Raw genomic sequence first — 19,363 nt, forward strand, 5'->3', positions numbered from 1 at the left:
TACTGCGCCCAAAGCCCCCGGACCGTGGTCGCCCCCCCCTCAAGGGGCACCCTTAGTGGGAGGGGGGCGAGGGGACGGCTCTCAGCGTAGGGCGGGGTTCACCCCGCCACTCCAACGCAATACCCATGAGGGTCCGGCTGGCCCCGCCCATTTCGAAAAAAATGTTAAGTCTACACCGACAAGCCATTGCTTTCATGACCTTCCACTCCCTGCAACACAGGCAGACACCGCCTCCCTTCTCCGCCGCCCCAAAAGCAACAGGCGGGCAGAAGATCTGCCCGCCTGTTGTCCTTTCAGTCTGACTTGTAGAACTCAGCCCGCCAGGGTGCCTTTGCAGCGCTGATAATAGATCCCGCCGCCCAGAAGCGCACCGATCACCCAGGCATAGCCCTGCAACTGCTCCAGCACCGGAACCCAGACCGTCGCCACCGAAAACACCGCCGCGATGCCAAAGGCCAGCAGCGCGTGCTGGTTCCAGCCATTGCCATAGTGATAGACCCCGCCGTCCATATTATACAGATCGTCGCGGTTCAGCACCTGCTTGCGGATCAGATAGTAATCCACCACCAGAATCCCATAGAGCGGGGCCAGCGTCGCGCCCAGCGTGTTCACAAAGCCGCTGATCCCGATCGAACTGATCACCGCCGTCCACAACCCGCCAATCACCAGCGCAAAAACCGAGGTGACAATCCCCGCCTGACGAAAGCTGATCCGCCCGGGGGCCAGATTGGCAATCCCGTTCACCGCCGGGATGAAGTTGGCCACCAGATTGATGCCCACCGTCGCCGCAAAGAAGGTGATCGCCGCGATCACTCCCAGCAGCACGCTATCGGTCCGCTCCACAATCTCGGTCGGGTTGATGATCTGCTCGCCGTACACCGCCGCAGCGCCTGCGGTGGTCAGCAGCGCCAGCGCCGAGAACAGGATCATGTTCAGCGGCAGCCCGGCCAGATTTCCCTTGACCATCGCATCCTTTGACTTGGCATAGCGCGAGAAATCGCTGAAATTGATCATCACGGCGGCGAAATAGGCGATCATCGTGCCGACAATCGCGATGAACCCGGCAAATTCCGTGCCCCATGTGCCGTCCGGGTTGGCAAAGATCGTCGCCGCCTGCTGCAACAGCTGGCCGTCAGACTTCACCCACAGCACGGCGACCAGCCCGATCATCACCGCATAGACAAAGGGGCCGGCAATGTTCAGGAAGGTTGCCACCCAGGTCATGCCGCGCCAGAAGATCACGATATGGAAGGCCCAGACAATCAGGAACGACAGCCAGTCGATCCCGGTCATCCCCAGAAACTCACCCCCACCCGAGGCCCCGGTGATCAGCCGGATCAGCAGTGCCAGCGCGGTTGAGGCAAAGTAAACCTGCACCCCGTACCAGAACACCGCCACAATCGCGCGCAGAATGGCCGGCAGCTTCGCCCCGGCCGTGCCCATGCTGGCGCGGGCGAACACCGGATAGGGAATGCCGTATTTTTCACCGGCAGCGCCCGACAGGTTCACCAGAAACATCACGAACAGCCCGGCCGCGATCAGGGCGGCAAAGGCGGTCCAGCCGCTGACGCCATAGCCGATGAACAGCGATGCCACGAGGCTGTAGCCGAACAATGACTGCACATCATTGGCCCAGACGTTGAAAATCGCGAACCAGCCCCATGTCTTTTCATGCGGCTCGGTCGGACGCAGCGCGTCCTCGTCTCCCGCCAGGTCTTCGGTCGCTGTCATGACTGCCATTGTGTTGTCCCTTCCTTTGTTGGTCTGTGCCGTCTTGCTGGTCCCCGGGCTGTTGACCGCCCGTTCATGTGACGCTTTGCCACTGGCATGGCGCAAGACATTTATCGTAACATGTTAGGCAGAGGCCCAGCAACAGACTACATAGCACGGCAAAGAAGGACCTTATTGAAATGAAAGACAATCGGCCCGCTGCCCCTGCGGATACCACCGACGCCGATGGAAACGGCACCGGGTCCGGCGTTCGCACAGATCACCCGCAGGGCGATCAGTCCGATCAGGCGCACCGGGCCCTTGTCGACGGGTTGCGTGGCGGCACCCTGCGCAGCGGCATGTTCCTGTCAATGCCGATGCTGGTCACTGAGCTGGGCTTCCCCCTCGCCGCCGTGCGGGAAGCGGTCAAGCGCGCCGAGGCCGCCGGTCTGGTCCGCATCCTGCCCAAACGCGGCGTCATGGTCATGACCGCCGACCCGGACACCACGCGCGACTGCATGGATCTGCGCGCGATGCTCGACCTGCACGGCGCGCGCCGTCTGCTGGCGGGGGCGGATGCCCTGCCGCTCGCCGCCCTGCGCGCCACGCATGAGGCGCTGCTGCACGACGCAAGCGCCCCCGCCGCGCCCGACCTGCAGCGCCGCGCGATCACCACCGACCTGTCGCTGCACGACGCGCTCGCCACCGGGCTGGACGGCCCGGTGCTGCGCCGGCTCTATGCCGAAAACCGCGACCGCATCGCCGTGATCCAGACCCAGCGCCCGTTTCTGGCCGACCGCATCATCCCCGCCATGACTGAACATCTGGCCATCATTGCAGCACTCGAGGCCCGCGACCTGCCCGCCGTCGAGCAGACCATCCGCACCCACCTGACCAACACCCTGCGCTGGTGGGGGATCGACAGCCGCTGACCGCAATTCTCCTGCATCGCACAAACAAGGGCGGGGAGACCCCCGCCCTACGGGTCACGCTTGTGTCCATCCAGATCTCGGGCGGCTTTTTCGGCTTCGGCCTTTTGCCGGTCGCGCTCAGTTCGGGTCAGGCCGGATTTCGCCGCGTTTTCATCCGCCTTGGCGCGGGCGGTCTTGCGGGCGGCCTGCTTTCTGGCTTGGCGCAGGTTGACGATCTCGGCCATGTGCTTAACGCTCCCTGCCCGCAGCAGGGGCTGCGGGCGTTCGATGCTTCGAACGCTCCACCGGAGCTGTTGGTCCGGGTCAGCTGACCCGGATCGTCTTTCACCCCTTGGGGCCGATCATATCCTCGGGCCGCACCACGCGGTCAAAGGTCTCGGCATCGACAAAGCCAAGCGCAATCGCTTCTTCTTTCAGGGTGGTGCCGTTCTTGTGGGCGGTTTTGGCCACTTTGGTCGCGTTGTCATAGCCGATGGTGGGGGCAAGTGCCGTGACCAGCATCAGCGATTCCTTCATCAGCTTGTCGATGCGCGGAATGTTGGCTTGGGTGCCCACCACCATATTGTCGGTGAACGACCCGGCCGCATCGCCCAGAAGCTGCATGGATTGCAGCAGGTTATACGACATCATCGGGTTGTAGACGTTCAGTTCAAAGTGCCCTTGCGATCCGGCAAAGCCGATGGCGGCGTCATTGCCCATCACATGGGCGCAGACCATGGTCAGCGCCTCGGCCTGCGTCGGGTTGACCTTGCCCGGCATGATCGAACTGCCGGGCTCGTTGGCCGGTAGTTTTAACTCGGCAAACCCGGTGCGCGGGCCTGAGCCGAGCAGGCGCAAATCATTGGCGATTTTCATCAGGGCCACGGCGAGGGTTTTCAGTGCACCGGACAGACTGGTCAGGGGTTCGTGGCCAGCCAGGGCGGCGAATTTGTTGGGTGCGGTGACCAGCGGTAGGCCGCTCAAGGCCGCGAGTTCGGCGGCGATGGCCTCGGCAAAACCCGGCGGCGCATTGAGCCCGGTGCCGACGGCAGTGCCGCCCTGAGCGAGTTCGCAAACCGCCGGCAGGGTGGCGCGGATCGCTCGCTCGGCATAGTCGAGCTGGGCGACGAAAGCAGAGAGTTCCTGGCCGAAGGTGATCGGTGTGGCATCCATCATGTGAGTGCGCCCGGTTTTCACCAGTTTACTGTGGCGTGCGGCTTGCTCGGCCAGCCCGCCAGACAGTTCGGCCAGGGCCGGCAGCAAGTCATGCAGCAGGGCGCTGGCCGCGGCGATGTGCATGGCCGTGGGGAAGCTGTCGTTGGAGCTTTGTGCGCGGTTGACATGATCATTGGGGTGCACCGGACTCTTGCCGCCGCGCGCGCTGCCGGCCAGTTCGTTGGCGCGGCCGGCGATCACCTCGTTGACGTTCATGTTGCTCTGGGTGCCGCTGCCGGTTTGCCACACTACCAAGGGGAATTGCTCATCATGCTGGCCGGCCAGTACTTCGTCGGCGGCTTGCTCGATCAGCCTGGCAATGTCCGGCGGGAGGTCGCCGATGCGGTCATTGACCCGCGCGGCGGCTTTCTTGATCAAGGCCAGGGCATGCAAAACGGCCACTGGCATGCGCTCCTCGCCGATGGCGAAGTTGACCAGTGAGCGTTGGGTTTGCGCGCCCCAGTAAGCCGTTTCAGGTACTTCAATGGGGCCCAGGCTGTCGGTTTCGGTGCGGCTCATGGAACTCTCCAGAAGGCGATTCAGCAAGTTTAGGCCGCTGCAAGGGTTCGCAGGTTCCCTGGCAGGTTATTTGTCTCGCTTGTGCTGACAGTCCTGATTGCATGGGCTCTACCAGCGCGCCTGGGTTTTGCCCAGCCAGCCGAGTGCTCGATCCACTGGCACACATGCGCCGGTTGGGCCGCGGAGCATGCCGTCAAAGTGACCAAACCATTGTTTGGTATCGGCGTAGAAGGGGCCGAGGCGCGGGTAGGCTTTATGTAGCTGCTGTGCAGTGAAGGTCAAATCGACACGTCCGTCGAGACTGTTCAGGCGCCATGGCGCCAGTGGTGTCTGGGGTTGTTGGATCAGTACCTGGGTATCCAGGTGCAACAGTTCGCCGCCGAACCACAAGGCGTTTTCCGACAAGCCGCTGTGATCGGTCCAGCCTGCCCCGAAATTACCGGCAATGCCGCCCGGCGCGGCAAAGGCGGCGCGTGTCCAGTGACTGTGCAATGGCCAGACACCGCGGCCAAAGTCCATGGCGGCAAAGCTGTGCCCGGCTACGCAGCTGTAGTGCCGGTTACCCAGTTGCACGCTGCCGCTGGTTGGCAGCCCCATTTGCCGGCAGGTGGCATGAAAGTGTCGCGGGCCGAGCGGGGCGATCAGATTGACCGAGTCGAGGTGGGCAGGCCGCTGGATATCCAGATCAACCTGCAGTGGTTGGCCGCCGATGTCTGGCGCAGCGGCCGTCAGTCTTGTGCGCCCAGGCTGTTCGATAACGCGCACTTGCAGGCGTGGGTGGCAGAACTCATGGCTTTGCTCAGGCTGGCTCGGCAGTCCACAGCCTTTCGCAAGCAGGCGCAACTGACTATGCGCAACCGCCTGGCCAGTGCTCAGGTCGAGGAAATAGGCAGCGCCGTAACCCACATAGTCGAGGTCGGCCTGGGTCAGGGAGAGCATCCAGTGCGGGGTGGTAATGCACCAGTGGTTCCAGCGTTTACGGCGGCCGAGATGACCGGGCAGGGCGCAGTCGACTCGAGGGCGCGGCGACCAGCCAATGGCCTGCGGATTGAGCTGGCCTTGAGCGTCGCACAGGGCTATCGCACAAGAGGTGTGTGGGCTCATCGGTTACGTCCATGTATGTTGCTGCACGCAGCGCAGCGAGTTCGCCGGCATCGAAGCGCGTAGAAGTTATCTTGATATAGGTTGAGCTTGCCCGTACCGACAGGGCAGGGCAAGTGCTGGCATTCTGATCTGCCCTGATTAGGACGGCGTTTGCTTGAGTGGCAGGCGGGCTTGGGCACAAAATGGCCGGTATTGGGTCATACATGACTCGTCCTATTTAATCCGGAGCCAAAAATGTCACGTTTACCTGCCCTCTGCGCCGTCGCCATATTAACCTGCGGCAGCGCTCAGGTGTTTGCCGATGCCACCAGTCATGCGGCCGATGCGGAGCGTTTTCTGCAACTGGCCCAAGCCGACAAACTGGTGGTGCCAGTCTATGCCCAGGTGCAACAGATGTTCGCCCAGCGGTTTGCCGAAAGCGGCACGGGCAAGAACAAACAGGCGCTGCTGGAAACCTATCAGGCCAAGGCCAACGCCGAGCTGGACCGGGCGGTTGCCTGGGACAAGCTCAAGCCCGACATGATTACGCTCTACACCAGCAATTTCAACGAGCAGGAATTGCAGGAATTGGTTAGTTTCTATCAATCGCCATTGGGCCAGAAAGTCTTGCAAAAAATGCCGATGCTGACCGAGCAGTCGGCGCAGCTGACCCAGGGTAAACTGCAAGCAGCCGTGCCGAAAGTGAATAAGCTGCTGGCGGACATGACCACTGAGCTGGAGCCGAAAAAACCGTGAATGGAGTTTTAATATGTCGAAATTAGCTCAACTGCAGACTGCCTTGGCTGCACTTGATCCTTTGCATCTTGAGGTGCTGGACGAAAGTCACATGCACAGCAGGGGGCTGGAAACCCATTACAAAGCCGTGATCGTCAGCCCTTTATTTACGGGCTTGAATGCAGTGAAGCGCCATCAGAAGGTCTACGCCAGCCTGGGCGACTTGATGGCTCAGGTGCATGCCTTGGCGTTGCACACCTATACCCCCGAGGAGTGGGCGCAGCAAGGTGTCGCGCCAGCCTCGCCGACCTGTAAAGGTGGGCATTGATGCGGCGAGAATAGCGCAGGGGATAGATCCTTGAGCCGCTGTTGATTCGCTCTACACGGCAAGCGCCAAGAAAAGTAAACTACCCAGCGCGCCGGCTCATGCCGGCGCGTTTTTTTGCAATCCCAGTCCGCTCTTTACGTGGGCGACTACTGAAGGAAGAAGTTCGATGAGTGATAAAATAGTGGTGGCCGCGCTGTACAAGTTTGTCTCCCTGCCGGATTACCCTGCACTACGCGAGCCCTTGCTGCAAAGCATGCTGGCCAATGGTGTCAAGGGCACCTTGCTGATCGCCGAAGAAGGCATCAATGGCACCGTTTCTGCTTCGCGCGCCGGCATCGACGGCTTGCTCGCCTGGTTCGCCCTGGATCCGCGCCTGGCCGATGTCGATCACAAAGAGTCGTACTGCGACGAGCAGCCGTTCTACCGCACCAAGGTCAAGCTGAAGAAGGAAATCGTCACCCTGGGCGTACCGGGCGTCGACCCCAACCTGCAGGTCGGCACCTATGTCGAGGCCCATGACTGGAACGCGCTGATCAGTGATCCCGACGTGCTGCTGATCGATACGCGCAACGACTATGAAGTGGCGATCGGCACCTTTGAGGGTGCGGTCGACCCCAAGACCAAGTCGTTTCGCGAGTTTCCCGATTACATCAAGGCGCACTTCGACCCGGCCAAGCACAAAAAAGTGGCGATGTTCTGTACCGGCGGGATTCGCTGCGAGAAGGCGTCCAGTTATATGCTCGGTGCCGGCTTTGCCGAGGTGTTCCATCTCAAGGGCGGGATCCTCAAGTACCTGGAACAAGTGCCCCAGGAACAGACCAAGTGGCGCGGTGACTGTTTCGTCTTCGATAATCGGGTCACCGTGCGGCATGATTTGACTGCGGGCGATTATGATCAGTGTCATGCCTGCCGCACGCCGATTTCCGTGGAAGATCGGCAGTCCGAGTATTACACCGCAGGCGTAAGCTGCCCGCATTGCTGGGATTCGCTGCCCGAGAAAACTCGCGCCGGCGCTCGTGAACGGCAAAAGCAGATCGAACTGGCTAAAGCCCGTAACCAACCGCATCCATTGGGTTACAACGCACGCCAAGCTAACGAGGGATAGGCCATGCAAGCGCGCTTGCTCTACGTGATGGACCCGATGTGTTCCTGGTGCTGGGGTTTTGCCCCGGTACTCGAGTCCCTCGTCGAGCAGGCGGCTGCGGCCGGCGTGCCCTTGCAGCTGGTCCTCGGCGGCCTGCGCCGTGATGGCGTGGCCATCGACGCGGCGGCGCGGGTGCGATATCTGGGCTACTGGCAGGCAGTCAATGCCAGTACTGGCCAGCTATTCAATTTCATCGACGGCTTGCCCGAGGGCATGGTTTACGACACGGAGCCGGCCTGCCGGGCGCTGGTTACCGCGCGAAGTCTCGATGTGCATAGCGTCTGGCCGCTGACCCAGTTTATCCAGCGCGCTTTTTATACCCAGGGCGAGGATGTGACTCGGGCCAGTGTGCTGGTCGGGCTGGCCGAGCGTGCCGGGATTCCACGCATCGTTTTTGCCGAAGCCTTCGACAGTGTCGAGCAGCGGGAAGCCACCAGCGCCGATTTCAGCTGGGTGCAGGACCTGGGCATCTCCGGCTTTCCCACCTTGCTGGCCGAACGCAACGGCCAATTGGCCCTGCTGACCAATGGCTATCAGCCCCTCGAGGTTCTGGCGCCCTTGCTCGGTCGCTGGCTGGAGCGCGCGGCTCATGCCTGATCGGTTGAGTTGGGCGGAAATCCGCCGCCTGGCCCTGCATCACAAGAAAGCCCTGATCCTGGCCAATCTGGTGGCGTTCTTTGCCACCCTGTGCAGCGTGCCCATACCTCTGCTGCTGCCGTTGCTGGTCGACGAAGTGTTGCTCAACGATGGCGATGCCGCGCTCACGGTGATGGATCGCTTCCTCCCGAGTAGCTGGGAAACCGCGGCCGGCTATATCGGCCTGATGCTGGTGTTGACCTTGCTGCTGCGCGGCTCGTCATTGATCTTCAACGTGCTGCAGGCACGCCTGTTCGCGCGCTTGTCGAAAGACATTGTCTACCGTATTCGCATTCGTCTGCTCGAGCGGCTCAAGCGCATTTCACTCACTGAATACGAGAGCCTTGGCGGCGGCACCGTGACCACCCACCTGGTCACCGATCTGGAAACCCTGGACAAGTTCGTCGGCGAAACCCTCAGTCGTTTTCTGGTTGCTGTACTGACCTTGGCAGGCACCTCGGCGATATTGCTGTGGATGCACTGGCAACTGGCGCTGTTGATCCTGCTGTTCAATCCGCTGGTGATCTACGCCACGGTGCTGCTGGGCAAAAAGGTCAAATACCTGAAACGCCTGGAAAACGACAGTACCTCGCGCTTTACCCAGGCGCTCACCGAAACCCTCGAGGCGATCCAGGAAATCCGTGCCGGCAATCGCCAGGGATACTTTCTTGGTCGTCTTGGCGGGCGAGCGCGGGAGGTGCGTGACTACGCTGTGGCCTCGCAATGGCGAACCGACGCCTCGAATCGTGCCAGCGGCCTGCTGTTTCAGTTCGGCATCGACGTGTTTCGCGCTGCAGCGATGCTCACCGTGCTGTTCTCCGACCTGTCGATCGGCCAGATGCTCGCGGTGTTCAGCTACCTGTGGTTCATGATTGGCCCGGTCGAGCAGTTGCTCAACCTGCAATATGCCTTCTACGCAGCCGGTGGTGCGCTGGCGCGGATCAACGAACTGCTCGCGCGGCGTGACGAGCCGCAGTATCCGGGCGGTGCAGATCCATTCACAGGGCGCGACACCGTCGGTATCGAGGTGCGCGGCCTGACCTTCGCGTATAACGACGAACCGGTGCTGGATAACCTCAACCTGAGCATTGCACCGGGTGAAAAGGTGGCCATCGTCGGCGCCAGCGGTGGCGGCAAGAGCACCCTGGTGCAGCTGTTGCTGGGTCTTTATACGCCGCAGGCGGGGATCATTCGTTTCGGCGGCTGCAGCCAGCAGGAGATTGGCCTGGAAACCGTGCGTGAGCAGGTCGCGGTGGTGTTGCAGCATCCGGCGCTGTTCAACGACACGGTGCGTGCCAACCTGTGCATGGGCCGTGAACGCAGCGACGAAGCCTGTTGGCGCGCCCTGGAAATCGCCCAGTTGGCCGGCACCATAGGCGCACTGGCCAACGGCCTGGACAGCATCGTCGGGCGTTCCGGCGTGCGCCTATCCGGCGGCCAGCGCCAGCGCCTGGCCATCGCCCGCATGGTCCTGGCCGAGCCGAAAGTGGTGATTCTCGACGAGGCCACCTCGGCCCTGGATGCCGCCACCGAGTACGCCTTGCACCAGGCCCTCAATCAGTTCCTGCACGGGCGCACCACCCTGATCATCGCCCACCGCCTGAGTGCGGTGAAGCAGGCGGATCGGGTCCTGGTATTCGATGGCGGCAGCGTCGCCGAGGATGGCGATCACCAGCAGCTGATCGCCGATGGCGGGCTATACGCCAAGCTGTATGGACATTTGCAGCACTGAGGGGTTGTTAACACTGCGGCCTATGGCAGCCGCCAACAGGCGCGTGGCTTTATTACGCTCGACTTGAGGGGGCTGTGTCTCCAGCCTCTTGGAGGTTAGGGCGTCGCTGCAGCTGCTGGCGTACTGGCCCACTTCTGCAGGTGTTGCGCGCGCGCCTGACTGTCGGCCATTTGCTTATCCAGTGCCTCCTGATAGTCGCTCAGCCAGCTGCGTGATCCCGCGATCATGCCGGCGAGGTCGCGCATGCCGTTTTTCAGCGCCGCCAGGCTGAGCTGGAAGCTCTGTTCCTGGCCGATCAGGGTTTGTGCGACTTGCAGCTGCAAGTCGCGGTTGTCGCCGCTGGTCAGCGGCGCTGCAGGTTTGCTGCTGTGCAGGGTGCTCAACTGATTACCGTGCTGGCTCGCGGTCTGTTCGAGTTCTGCGATCTGTTTCTGCAGTGCGCTTGCCTGTTCTTGCAGGCTCTGGATCTGCTTGGCGCCGCTGTTGTCTTCCTGTTCGCCGGAGCGGCTGAGCAAGCCGATGGTCAGCCAGCTGGCGAGCGTCATCACCAGCACCGCGGCCAGGATGAACAGCAGGATGCGGTCGAGTCGACGGCCTTTCTCCAGCAATTCCAGGCGTTGCTCTGCACTGATGGGCTCGCCGCTACTTTCTTGTGGGTCGTTGCTCATGGCTTTTCCGTCGCGTGATTGTGGCGGTCTAAGTGGCAAGTCTCTGCATGGCATTGTGCCACTATTTTGATATGGCTGGCGTTTCGTCTCGTTGCTGGGTTGGGCGCTATAAATTCGGCGTCTTAAGGTTGGGCCACAGTTCATAGCTAAGCGTTCAACTATTCCTGCACGTTGCGCACTGCAGCGCCGCCTGACGCAGCTGATTGCGAGTGTATGCAGTCATCTTCAGCCAAATCAGTGCTTGTTTGGCAGTTATATGCGCCGCGCTGTAAATAAAACGTTACGACTTGCCTGGTTTTTTACCGTGCTAGCAGCGCTTTCTCTGGTGGCTGGTCAGCCGTAAGGTTTTGTTGCCATTGCCGGTGCCAAGTGTCGCCGCCCGGCGTCTGGGCCATCTTGTGGGGTGTGCTTGCCTCGGTTGTTATGGAGCTATCCGCGTCGTCCTGCCTGCTTGTGATGGCGCTGAATCCACAACAATAACGAGGAGGCGTAATGACCGCCGTGAACAAGATCGAACAGCACAATCCCATCGGTACCGACGGCTTCGAATTTGTCGAGTACACCGCGCCGACGCCCGAGGGCATCCAGCAGTTGCGTGAGCTGTTCACTGCCATGGGCTTTACCGAAACTGCCAAGCACCGCTCCAAGGAAGTCTGGCTGTTCCAGCAGAACGACATCAACTTTGTGCTCAACGGCAGTCCCACCGGGCATGTCCGCGAATTCGGTTTGAAGCACGGGCCAAGCGCCTGCGCCATGGCGTTCCGGGTGCAAAACGCCGCCCAGGCAGCGTCTTATGTCGAGTCGCAAGGGGCTACGCTGGTCGGTAGTCACGCGAACTTCGGCGAGTTGAACATCCCCTGCGTCGAAGGTATTGGCGGCTCCTTGCTGTATCTGGTGGATCGCTATGGCGACAAGAGCATCTATGACGTCGATTTCGAGTACATCGAAGGCCGTACCCCGCAGGACAACGCGGTCGGCTTGAAAGAGCTGGATCACCTGACCCACAACGTCAAGCGCGGGCAGATGGATGTCTGGTCGGGCTTTTACGAGCGGATTGCCAACTTTCGCGAGATTCGCTATTTCGACATCGAAGGCAAACTCACCGGTCTGGTTTCACGGGCCATGACCTCACCGTGCGGCAAGATCCGTATCCCGATCAACGAGTCGGCCGACGACAAGTCGCAGATCGAGGAATTTATTCGCGAGTACCACGGCGAAGGTATTCAGCACATCGCCCTGTCCACCGAGGACATCTATGCCACCGTGCGCCAGCTGCGCGCCAGCGGCGTGCAGTTCCTGGCGACTCCCGGCACCTACTACGACAAGGTCGACACCCGCGTGGCCGGTCATGGCGAGCCAACCGATGTGCTGCGTGAACTCAGCATCCTGATCGATGGCGCTCCGGGCGTCGGTACGTCGGGCGATGACGGCATCCTGTTGCAGATTTTCACCAATACGGTGATCGGGCCGATCTTCTTCGAGATCATCCAGCGCAAGGGCAACCAGGGCTTCGGCGAGGGCAACTTCAAGGCATTGTTCGAGTCCATCGAGGAAGACCAGATCAAGCGCGGTGTGCTCTAGGAGCCTTCGCCCCGGCGCCTATGATTAATAGTGTGCAGGCGCACCGATTAATGGTGCGCACGGCGCACCCTACGATGGAGTTCTGTCATGAGCCGTAACTGGATCAGCTTCCCCCTGCGTGAAGGCGAGTGCTCGCGTCAGGCGCATTGCGACTTTCCCGAGGGCACCTACGAGCGCGAGATGGGCCGCGAGGGGTTTTTCGGCCCTACGGCGCACTTGCACCATAAGCATCCGCCGACTGCCTGGATCGACTGGCAAGGCCCATTGCGCCCGCACGCCTTCAACTTCAACGATATTTCCAGTGAGCGCGATTGTCCGCTGGAAGCGCCGCTGACCCTGCACAATGCCGATATGAAGTTGCGCCTGTGGAGGACCCACGGCGCGATGCGCCACCTGGTGCGCAACGCGGATGGCGACGACCTGCTGTTTATTCATGAGGGGGCAGGGGAGTTCTACTGCGACTTCGGCCACCTGAGCTACCGCGACGGCGATTACCTGCTGATTCCGCGTGGCACCGCCTGGCGGATTGAGACCAGTGCGCCGACCTTTATGCTGTTGATCGAAAGTACCGATGGCGCCTACCAGCTGCCGGACAAGGGCCTGCTTGGTCCGCAGGCGATTTTCGATCCGGCGGTGCTCGATCATCCGCGCATTGATGAGGCCTTCAAGGCTCAGCAGGACGAGAACACCTGGCAGCTGCGGATCAAGCGGCGCAATCAGATCAGCACCGTCACCTACCCGTACAACCCGCTGGATGTGGTTGGCTGGCATGGCGACAACACTGTGGTGCGCCTCAACTGGCGCGATATTCGCCCGCTGATGAGCCACCGTTACCACTTGCCGCCATCGGCCCACACCACCTTTGTCGCCAACGGTTTCGTGATCTGCACCTTTACTCCGCGTCCGGTGGAAAGCGACCCCGGTGCGCTCAAGGTGCCGTTCTATCACAACAACGACGATTACGACGAAGTGCTGTTCTACCACCGTGGCAACTTCTTCAGCCGCGACAATATCGAGCAGGGCATGGTCACGTTGCACCCGTGCGGCTTTCCCCACGGGCCGCACCCCAAGGCGTTGAAAAAGGCGCAGGTCGATCCGGCTACTTTTATCGACGAGGTGGCGGTGATGATCGACACCCGCCGCGCCCTGGACATACACCCGGCCGCCGCACAGGTCGATGTGCCCGAATACGTCAACTCCTGGCGTGCGCCGGGATTGAAGTAGGCCGCACGCGCCGCAACCCGACGGATATCTGTGGTGCGCATGGCGCACCCTACGAGGTTTGAGCATGAAACTCGCATCATTGAATAAAGGCCGCGACGGCGTTCTCGTCGTGGTGTCCCGCGACCTCAGTCGCGCTATCAAAGTCCCGGTCATTGCCGCCACGCTGCAGGCTGCGCTGGATAACTGGGCTGTGGCCAAGCCCAAGTTGGAAGCGGTGTATCAGCGTCTTAACGATGGGCTGGAGGAGGGCGCATTCGCCTTCGATCAGGCCGCCTGTCACAGCCCGTTGCCGCGTGCTTACCACTGGGCTGACGGCAGCGCTTACGTCAACCACGTCGAGTTGGTGCGCAAGGCGCGCGGTGCTGAAATTCCAGAAAGCTTCTGGCATGACCCGCTGATGTACCAAGGCGGTGCCGACTGTTTTATCCCGCCGCACAGCCCTATCCAAGTGGCCGACGAGGCGTGGGGCATTGACCTGGAAGCCGAGATTGCGCTGATCACCGACGACGTGCCAATGGGCGCAAGCGCCGCCGAGGCCGCCGGGCATATCCAGTTGCTGATGCTGGTCAACGATGTGTCGCTGCGCAACCTGATCCCTGGCGAGCTGGCCAAGGGCTTCGGCTTCTACCAGAGCAAGCCCTCGTCCAGCTTCTCGCCTGTGGCGATTACCCCGGACGAACTGGGCGACTGCTGGAAAGACGGCAAGGTGCACCGCCCGCTGGTCTCGCACATCAACGGCGCGTTATTCGGTCAGCCGGATGCCGGCACCGACATGACCTTCAATTTCCCGACCCTGGTCGCCCACGCCGCCAAGACCCGGCCGCTGGGAACGGGCACCATCATCGGTTCGGGCACCGTGTCGAACTACGACCGCAGCGCTGGTTCCAGCTGCTTGGCGGAGAAACGCATGCTGGAGATTATCGAGAGTGGCGAGGCGAAAACCCCGTTCCTCAGGTTCGGCGATCGGGTGCGTATCGAGATGTTCGATGCCGCAGGCCATAGCCTGTTCGGTGCTATCGATCAGGTGGTGGAGAAGTACAGGCCGTGAATGGGTAGATCGTAGGATGGGTCGAGGAGCGTAGCGACGATACCCATCGGGTGCAGTGATGGGTATCGCTGCGCTCAATCCATCCTACGTTTCGCTCTTGGTTACGTCGCCAAAGGAGCTTGCATGCTGACTCTATATTCCTACTGGCGCTCCAGCGCCGCCTATCGGGTGCGTATTGCCCTTAATCTCAAGGGCCTGGCCTATCAACAGGTGCCGGTGCATCTGCTCAAGGATGGCGGCCAGCAGCATGCGGCCGAGTACCAGGCGCTTAATCCGCAGCAATTGCTGCCGCTGCTGGTGGACGAAGGCAATGGCGGGGTGCGTATCGCCCAATCGCTGGCGATTCTCGAATACCTCGACGACGTGTTTCCGCTACCCGCGCTGTTGCCCAGCGACCCTGCCAAACGCGCCCAGGTGCGTGCCCTGGCTCTGCATATCGCTTGCGATATCCACCCGCTGAATAACCTGCGGGTGCTGCAATATCTGACCGGCGAGTTGGGGGTCAGCGAGCCAGGGAAAGACGCCTGGTATCGGCATTGGACGCACAAGGGCCTGGTCGCAGTCGAAGCCGGGTTGGCGGTCTTCAATGATCGGCTGTCGCTCGGCGAACGGCCCGGATATCTGGAAGCGTGCCTGATCCCGCAGCTGTATAATGCCCGCCGTTTTAACTGTGACCTCGATGCGTACCCGCGCATTCTCGCCATTGCGGCGCGTTGTGAATCTCTGGATGCCTTCCAACAGGCGGCGCCTGAGGTGCAACCCGACGCCCAGTAACCTCGCGCCGCGCTTGTTGCTGCGAGGGTCTGGCGAAACCCGGCTTTTATCCAGGCCTGCTCATTCCGCCGCGCCACAAGCGCGGCGGGTTCTATTTCGTCACAGATAAAAACAAGCAGGTGACGCATGATCCGTGAAAAACCGAAGAACCTCTGGCTCTCGCGCTGGGGCTTTATCCTCGCTGCAACCGGCTCCGCCGTGGGCCTGGGCAATATCTGGAAATTCCCCTACATCACCGGCGAATACGGCGGTGGTGCGTTTGTATTGATGTACCTGGCCTGCATTCTGGCGATTGGTATTCCGGTGATGATGACCGAGATCGCTATCGGCCGTCGTGGGCGTGGCAGCCCGATCGACGCCATCGGCCGGGTGGTGCGCGAGAGCAGCGGCAATCCACTGTGGAAGGCGGTGGGCGGCATGGCCATGCTGGCCGGTTTTATGATCCTGTGTTTCTACGTGGTGGTGGCCGGCTGGGCCTTTGCCTACACGGTGAAAATGCTCGACGGTTCTCTGGCTGCCACCAGTGTCGAGGCGCTCGGCGGGGTGTTCCAGGCGCATAACGCCAACCCCTGGCAGCTCGGCGGCTGGAGCGTGTTGGTGGCGCTGTTGACTCTGGCGATTGTAGCCAAGGGGGTGCAGCAGGGCATTGAGAATGCGGTGCGCTGGATGATGCCTGGCCTGGCCGTAATGCTGCTGGTGCTGGTGGGCTATGCCTTTACCAGTGGCGGCTTCAGCGCCGGCTTCGATTTCCTGTTCAGCTTCGACGCCTCGAAGATCACCGGCGAGGCCCTGCTCGCCGCGTTGGGGCATGCCTTCTTCACCCTCAGCCTGGCGTCCGGGGCGATTCTCACCTACGGCTCTTATATCCCCGATGGCCAGTCGATTGCCCGTACCACCTTCGTCGTCGCCTTGTGCGACACCAGCGTCGCGCTGCTCGCCGGTCTGGCGATTTTCCCGATCATCTTTGCCAACGGCATGAGTCCGGGAGCAGGGCCAGGTTTGATTTTCATGAGCCTGCCGCTGGCCTTCCAGCAGATGCCGTTCGGCACCGCGTTCGGGGTGTTGTTCTTTGCCATGGTGTCGATCGCCGCGCTGACCTCAGCGATTTCCATGATCGAAGCTACGGTGGCCTACCTGAACGAGAAGCACGGCATCAGTCGGATGAAATCCGCGGCCCTGGCCGGCGGCGCGCTGCTGGTGATCAGCCTGTTGGCCATGCTCTCGTTCAACCTGATGGCCGGCTGGACGCCGCTGGGCAAGAACTTCTTCGACTGGCTGGATTACCTGACATCGCGCTGGATGATGCCCCTGGGCGGGATTTTCCTGGTCTGCCTGGCGGGCTATGCGCTGCGCGACGAAATCATGCGCGACGAGCTGAACCTGCCGCCGCTGGGCTATGCCCTCTGGTTGTTCATGGTGCGCTACGTCAGTCCGGTGCTGATCATGGTGGTGTTCCTGCACGCGCTCGGTTGGCTCGGCTTCGACCCGGTTACCGAGTGGTACTGGATCGTCGGGGCCATCGGTCTGCTTACGGTATGTGGTGAGGTGCTGCGACCACGTGTGTTGCCGGTACTCGTTGGGCGTTAATCGCGGCAAACTAAGTGGCAGTGAGAGGGGCGCACAGGCGAAAGCCGTGCGCCCTTTTTGTTACTTACAGATTGGCCGCCATAACCTTGGCGCGGACTTTTTGGCGATAATTCGCCATTCGCGATAAAGGATCAGCGGAAACTTGCCGATAAACCGGGTTATCCGCAGCATTCGGGTTTTGGCTTCATCACGCTGAGCAACCGCCAGCCGCTCTGGCGCAGGCCTTGGCGCTTTTACCTGGGCCGGCGCAGGCCTCTGGCGCAAGGGTTGCAACAACGCGAGGCTAAACTGCCATCAGTCGTTCATGTGCTTGTCTGGGCCGCCATCGTGCAGCCTTGCTGCGCTCGATAATAAATACGGAGCCGTTCTTATGTCCTCTTCTGCCGCCCGCCTGCTCGCCGATCTGTCTGTCGGTAAAAAGCTTATGTGTGGCTTCGGCCTGGTGCTGTTGCTCACGGTGGCTGTTACCGGCAGTGGCTTTCTGGCGGTGCAAGCCGTGCTGGACGGGCATGCCAGCACCAGTGGCCTGTCGGCAATCGATGCCCAGGTGCTGCAGGCGCGCCGCGCCGAGCGTGATTTTGCCCTGCGACAGACCAGCGAAGCCGCCGCCCAGGTGCATGAGCAGCTGGACCGGGTCGGCGCCGCAGTTGCCCAGCAGTTGGCACTGGCGTCCGGCGCTGATCAGGCGCGCCTGAAAAGCATGCAGCAGGCCATCGACGACTACCGCCGCCAGTTCGACAGCTTTGTCGGGCAGCAGGGTAATGCCCGTGCGGCGCGTACGCAGATGCGTGAGGCGGCCGGTGAGGCGCGTGATCAGTTTGATGTGATTGAACTGGACATGTACGACGCAGTGCGTGAGCTGCGCCTGGAAGGTGACAAGCTGCGCGGCAGTGACCCGCTGACGCTGGCGGAAACCGCCTCGGGCCTGAGCAAGCGCATGCTCGATCTGCGCGGCCATGAAAGCCAGTTCATCATCGATGGCTCGGCCGAAGCCCTGGAAGAGTGGACCTATATCAACGATGACCTGCAAACCGTGGCGCGCAGCTTGATGGTCTGGCTGGATGACGACCAGAAAGGCGCTATCGAAACTGCCTTGAAGGCCCTGACCCTGTATCAGCAGGCCTTTACCAATTATCAGCAGGTACGCGAGCAGAGCCAGCAGAGCGAAGCCGCGATGGTTGAACGTGCCCAGGCCGCGCTGGCCCTAGTGGAGGAAGCCAAAGTCCAGGAAGAGCGGGCCATGGTCGCTGACAGCCGTCAGGCCATGCTGTTGCTCGGCGCCATGGGTATTGCCGCCGTGGTTCTGGGTATGCTGGCGGCGTTGATTATTTCCCGTCTGATCGTTGCGCCCCTGCAGCAGACCGTGGTGTTTGCCCAGCGCATCGCTGCTGGCGACCTGACCCACGACCTGCCGCAGGATCGACGTGACGAGCCGGGCCAGTTGATGGCGGCCATGCAGGTGATGAGTGTGAGTCTGCGCACTCTGGTCGGGCGAATTGGCGGGGGCGTCAGCCAGATTGCCGCCGCCGCCGAGCAGTTGTCGGCGATCACCGCGCAGACCAGCGCCGGGGTGCAAAGCCAGCGTCAGGAAACCGAACAGACCGCTACTGCCATGCATCAGATGGCCGCCACTGTGCAGGAAGTGGCGCAGAACGCCGAACAGGCTTCTTTGGCTGCTCGCGCCGCCGATCAGGAGGCGCAGCAAGGCAATCAGGTGGTGCAGCAGGCGGTCAGCCAGATAGGCCATCTGGCCACCGAGGTGCAAGAGTCCGCCGAAGCGATTGCCGCGTTGAATCAGGAAAGCGCACGGATTGGCGGCGTGCTGGAGGTGATTCGCAACGTCGCCGAGCAGACCAATCTGCTCGCGCTGAACGCCGCCATCGAAGCCGCACGGGCTGGCGAGCAGGGCCGGGGTTTTGCCGTGGTGGCCGATGAAGTGCGCGCCTTGGCCAAGCGCGCGCAGGAGTCCACCGAAGAAATCGAAGGGCTGATCGCCAGCCTGCAACGCCTGGCCAAGGGCGCAGTGGAAAAAATGGACAGCAGCCGTAGCCTGACTCAGCGCACCGTCACCCTGGCGGGCGAAGCCGGCGCCGCCCTGGGCCGTATCACCCAGGCGGTGAGCACCATCGAGCAGATGAATCAGCAGATCGCCGCCGCCGCCGAAGAGCAGAGCGCAGTGGCGGAAACCATCAGCGAAAGCGTGACGCGGGTACGCGATATCGGCGAGCAAAGCGCCAGCGCCAGTCAGCAGACTGCGGCGTCCAGTGCCGAGCTGGCGCGTTTAGGCGTTGAGCTGCAGGGGCTGGTGGCGCAGTTCCGCAGCTGATCAGAGCGCTGTTATTGCACGCCGCTGCTGGCCAGCTGCGCTTTACGCAGTTCATTGGCCCAGGCCAGTAACGGCACCTGAATTTCGGGTTGCCAGGTGCGACCAAAACAGCTGCCGGCGTTAGAGGTAGCTGCGGCCCATC

Annotated in this window: 17 protein-coding genes; 12 read left to right on the forward strand and 5 right to left on the reverse strand. The window is 61.6% G+C overall.

The genetic code is table 11. The features are described from left to right. Positions 1-312: 312 nt before the first annotated feature. Positions 313-1,731, reverse strand: coding sequence for an NCS1 family nucleobase:cation symporter-1 (locus Q7J44_RS18505; RefSeq protein WP_304882581.1), 1,419 nt, complete (start codon positions 1,729-1,731; stop codon positions 313-315). Positions 1,732-1,910: 179 nt separating this feature from the next. Here Q7J44_RS18505 and Q7J44_RS18510 point away from each other — a divergent pair, with 179 nt between their 5' ends. After that, the gene (locus Q7J44_RS18510) at positions 1,911-2,642 is read left to right on the forward strand and encodes a GntR family transcriptional regulator (protein ID WP_304882448.1); all 732 of its coding nucleotides are present in this window, start codon (positions 1,911-1,913) and stop codon (positions 2,640-2,642) included. A 47-nt stretch (positions 2,643-2,689) separates the two neighbouring features. On the opposite strand, the gene Q7J44_RS18515 is transcribed toward Q7J44_RS18510, so the two are convergent. The 3 genes from Q7J44_RS18515 to Q7J44_RS18525 all read right to left on the reverse strand — a co-directional run bounded on the left by Q7J44_RS18515 (position 2,690) and on the right by Q7J44_RS18525 (position 5,459). Then, on the reverse strand, positions 2,690-2,866 hold the full coding sequence (locus tag Q7J44_RS18515) for a DUF4169 family protein (protein ID WP_304882449.1): 177 nt from the start codon (positions 2,864-2,866) through the stop codon (positions 2,690-2,692). Between the two features lie 100 nt (positions 2,867-2,966). After that, entirely contained in the window at positions 2,967-4,355 is a 1,389-nt protein-coding gene (locus Q7J44_RS18520; RefSeq protein WP_304882450.1) for a class II fumarate hydratase, read from the reverse strand. Between the two features lie 108 nt (positions 4,356-4,463). Beyond that, complete coding sequence (locus Q7J44_RS18525) at positions 4,464-5,459, reverse strand: DUF2804 domain-containing protein (RefSeq protein ID WP_304882451.1); 996 nt, start codon at positions 5,457-5,459, stop codon at positions 4,464-4,466. Between the two features lie 234 nt (positions 5,460-5,693). On the opposite strand from Q7J44_RS18525, the gene Q7J44_RS18530 reads away from it, so the two are divergent. The 5 genes from Q7J44_RS18530 (at position 5,694) to Q7J44_RS18550 (ending at position 10,013) form a co-directional block, all read left to right on the forward strand. After that, positions 5,694-6,194, forward strand: coding sequence for a DUF2059 domain-containing protein (locus tag Q7J44_RS18530; protein ID WP_304882453.1), 501 nt, complete (start codon positions 5,694-5,696; stop codon positions 6,192-6,194). Positions 6,195-6,207: 13 nt separating this feature from the next. After that, entirely contained in the window at positions 6,208-6,501 is a 294-nt protein-coding gene (locus Q7J44_RS18535; protein WP_304882455.1) for a BolA family transcriptional regulator, read from the forward strand. Positions 6,502-6,667: 166 nt separating this feature from the next. Further along, entirely contained in the window at positions 6,668-7,606 is a 939-nt protein-coding gene (locus Q7J44_RS18540; RefSeq protein ID WP_304882457.1) for a rhodanese-related sulfurtransferase, read from the forward strand. Positions 7,607-7,609: 3 nt separating this feature from the next. Then, positions 7,610-8,242, forward strand: coding sequence for a DsbA family protein (locus tag Q7J44_RS18545; RefSeq protein WP_304882459.1), 633 nt, complete (start codon positions 7,610-7,612; stop codon positions 8,240-8,242). Beyond that, positions 8,235-10,013 carry an ABC transporter ATP-binding protein gene (locus tag Q7J44_RS18550; RefSeq protein WP_304882461.1) on the forward strand — a complete coding sequence of 593 codons (1,779 nt, stop codon included), beginning with the start codon at positions 8,235-8,237 and terminating at the stop codon, positions 10,011-10,013. Before Q7J44_RS18545 ends, Q7J44_RS18550 begins: the two co-directional genes overlap by 8 nt. Positions 10,014-10,108: 95 nt before the next feature. On the opposite strand, the gene Q7J44_RS18555 is transcribed toward Q7J44_RS18550, so the two are convergent. Then, complete coding sequence (locus Q7J44_RS18555; RefSeq protein WP_304882463.1) at positions 10,109-10,681, reverse strand: hypothetical protein; 573 nt, start codon at positions 10,679-10,681, stop codon at positions 10,109-10,111. A gap of 492 nt (positions 10,682-11,173) precedes the next feature. On the opposite strand from Q7J44_RS18555, the gene hppD reads away from it, so the two are divergent. The 6 genes from hppD (at position 11,174) to Q7J44_RS18585 (ending at position 19,221) form a co-directional block, all read left to right on the forward strand. Further along, positions 11,174-12,262: a 4-hydroxyphenylpyruvate dioxygenase gene (gene hppD, locus Q7J44_RS18560; RefSeq protein WP_304882464.1), complete on the forward strand. Its 1,089-nt coding sequence runs from the start codon at positions 11,174-11,176 to the stop codon at positions 12,260-12,262. A gap of 87 nt (positions 12,263-12,349) precedes the next feature. After that, positions 12,350-13,486 (forward strand): homogentisate 1,2-dioxygenase, encoded by a 1,137-nt coding sequence (locus Q7J44_RS18565; protein WP_304882466.1) that lies wholly within the window; start codon positions 12,350-12,352, stop codon positions 13,484-13,486. Between the two features lie 64 nt (positions 13,487-13,550). Beyond that, positions 13,551-14,534: a fumarylacetoacetate hydrolase family protein gene (locus Q7J44_RS18570; protein ID WP_304882468.1), complete on the forward strand. Its 984-nt coding sequence runs from the start codon at positions 13,551-13,553 to the stop codon at positions 14,532-14,534. Positions 14,535-14,657: 123 nt separating this feature from the next. After that, positions 14,658-15,308, forward strand: a complete 651-nt coding sequence (gene maiA, locus Q7J44_RS18575) for a maleylacetoacetate isomerase (protein WP_304882469.1) — start codon at positions 14,658-14,660, stop codon at positions 15,306-15,308. Positions 15,309-15,434: 126 nt separating this feature from the next. Then, entirely contained in the window at positions 15,435-16,895 is a 1,461-nt protein-coding gene (locus Q7J44_RS18580; RefSeq protein WP_304882471.1) for a sodium-dependent transporter, read from the forward strand. Between the two features lie 310 nt (positions 16,896-17,205). Next, the gene (locus Q7J44_RS18585) at positions 17,206-19,221 is read left to right on the forward strand and encodes a methyl-accepting chemotaxis protein (RefSeq protein WP_304882473.1); all 2,016 of its coding nucleotides are present in this window, start codon (positions 17,206-17,208) and stop codon (positions 19,219-19,221) included. The last annotated feature ends 142 nt before the right edge of the window (positions 19,222-19,363 follow it).

This window comes from Pseudotabrizicola sp. (assembly GCF_030656345.1).
In the GTDB taxonomy this organism is placed as follows: Bacteria; Pseudomonadota; Alphaproteobacteria; order Rhodobacterales; family Rhodobacteraceae; genus Pseudotabrizicola.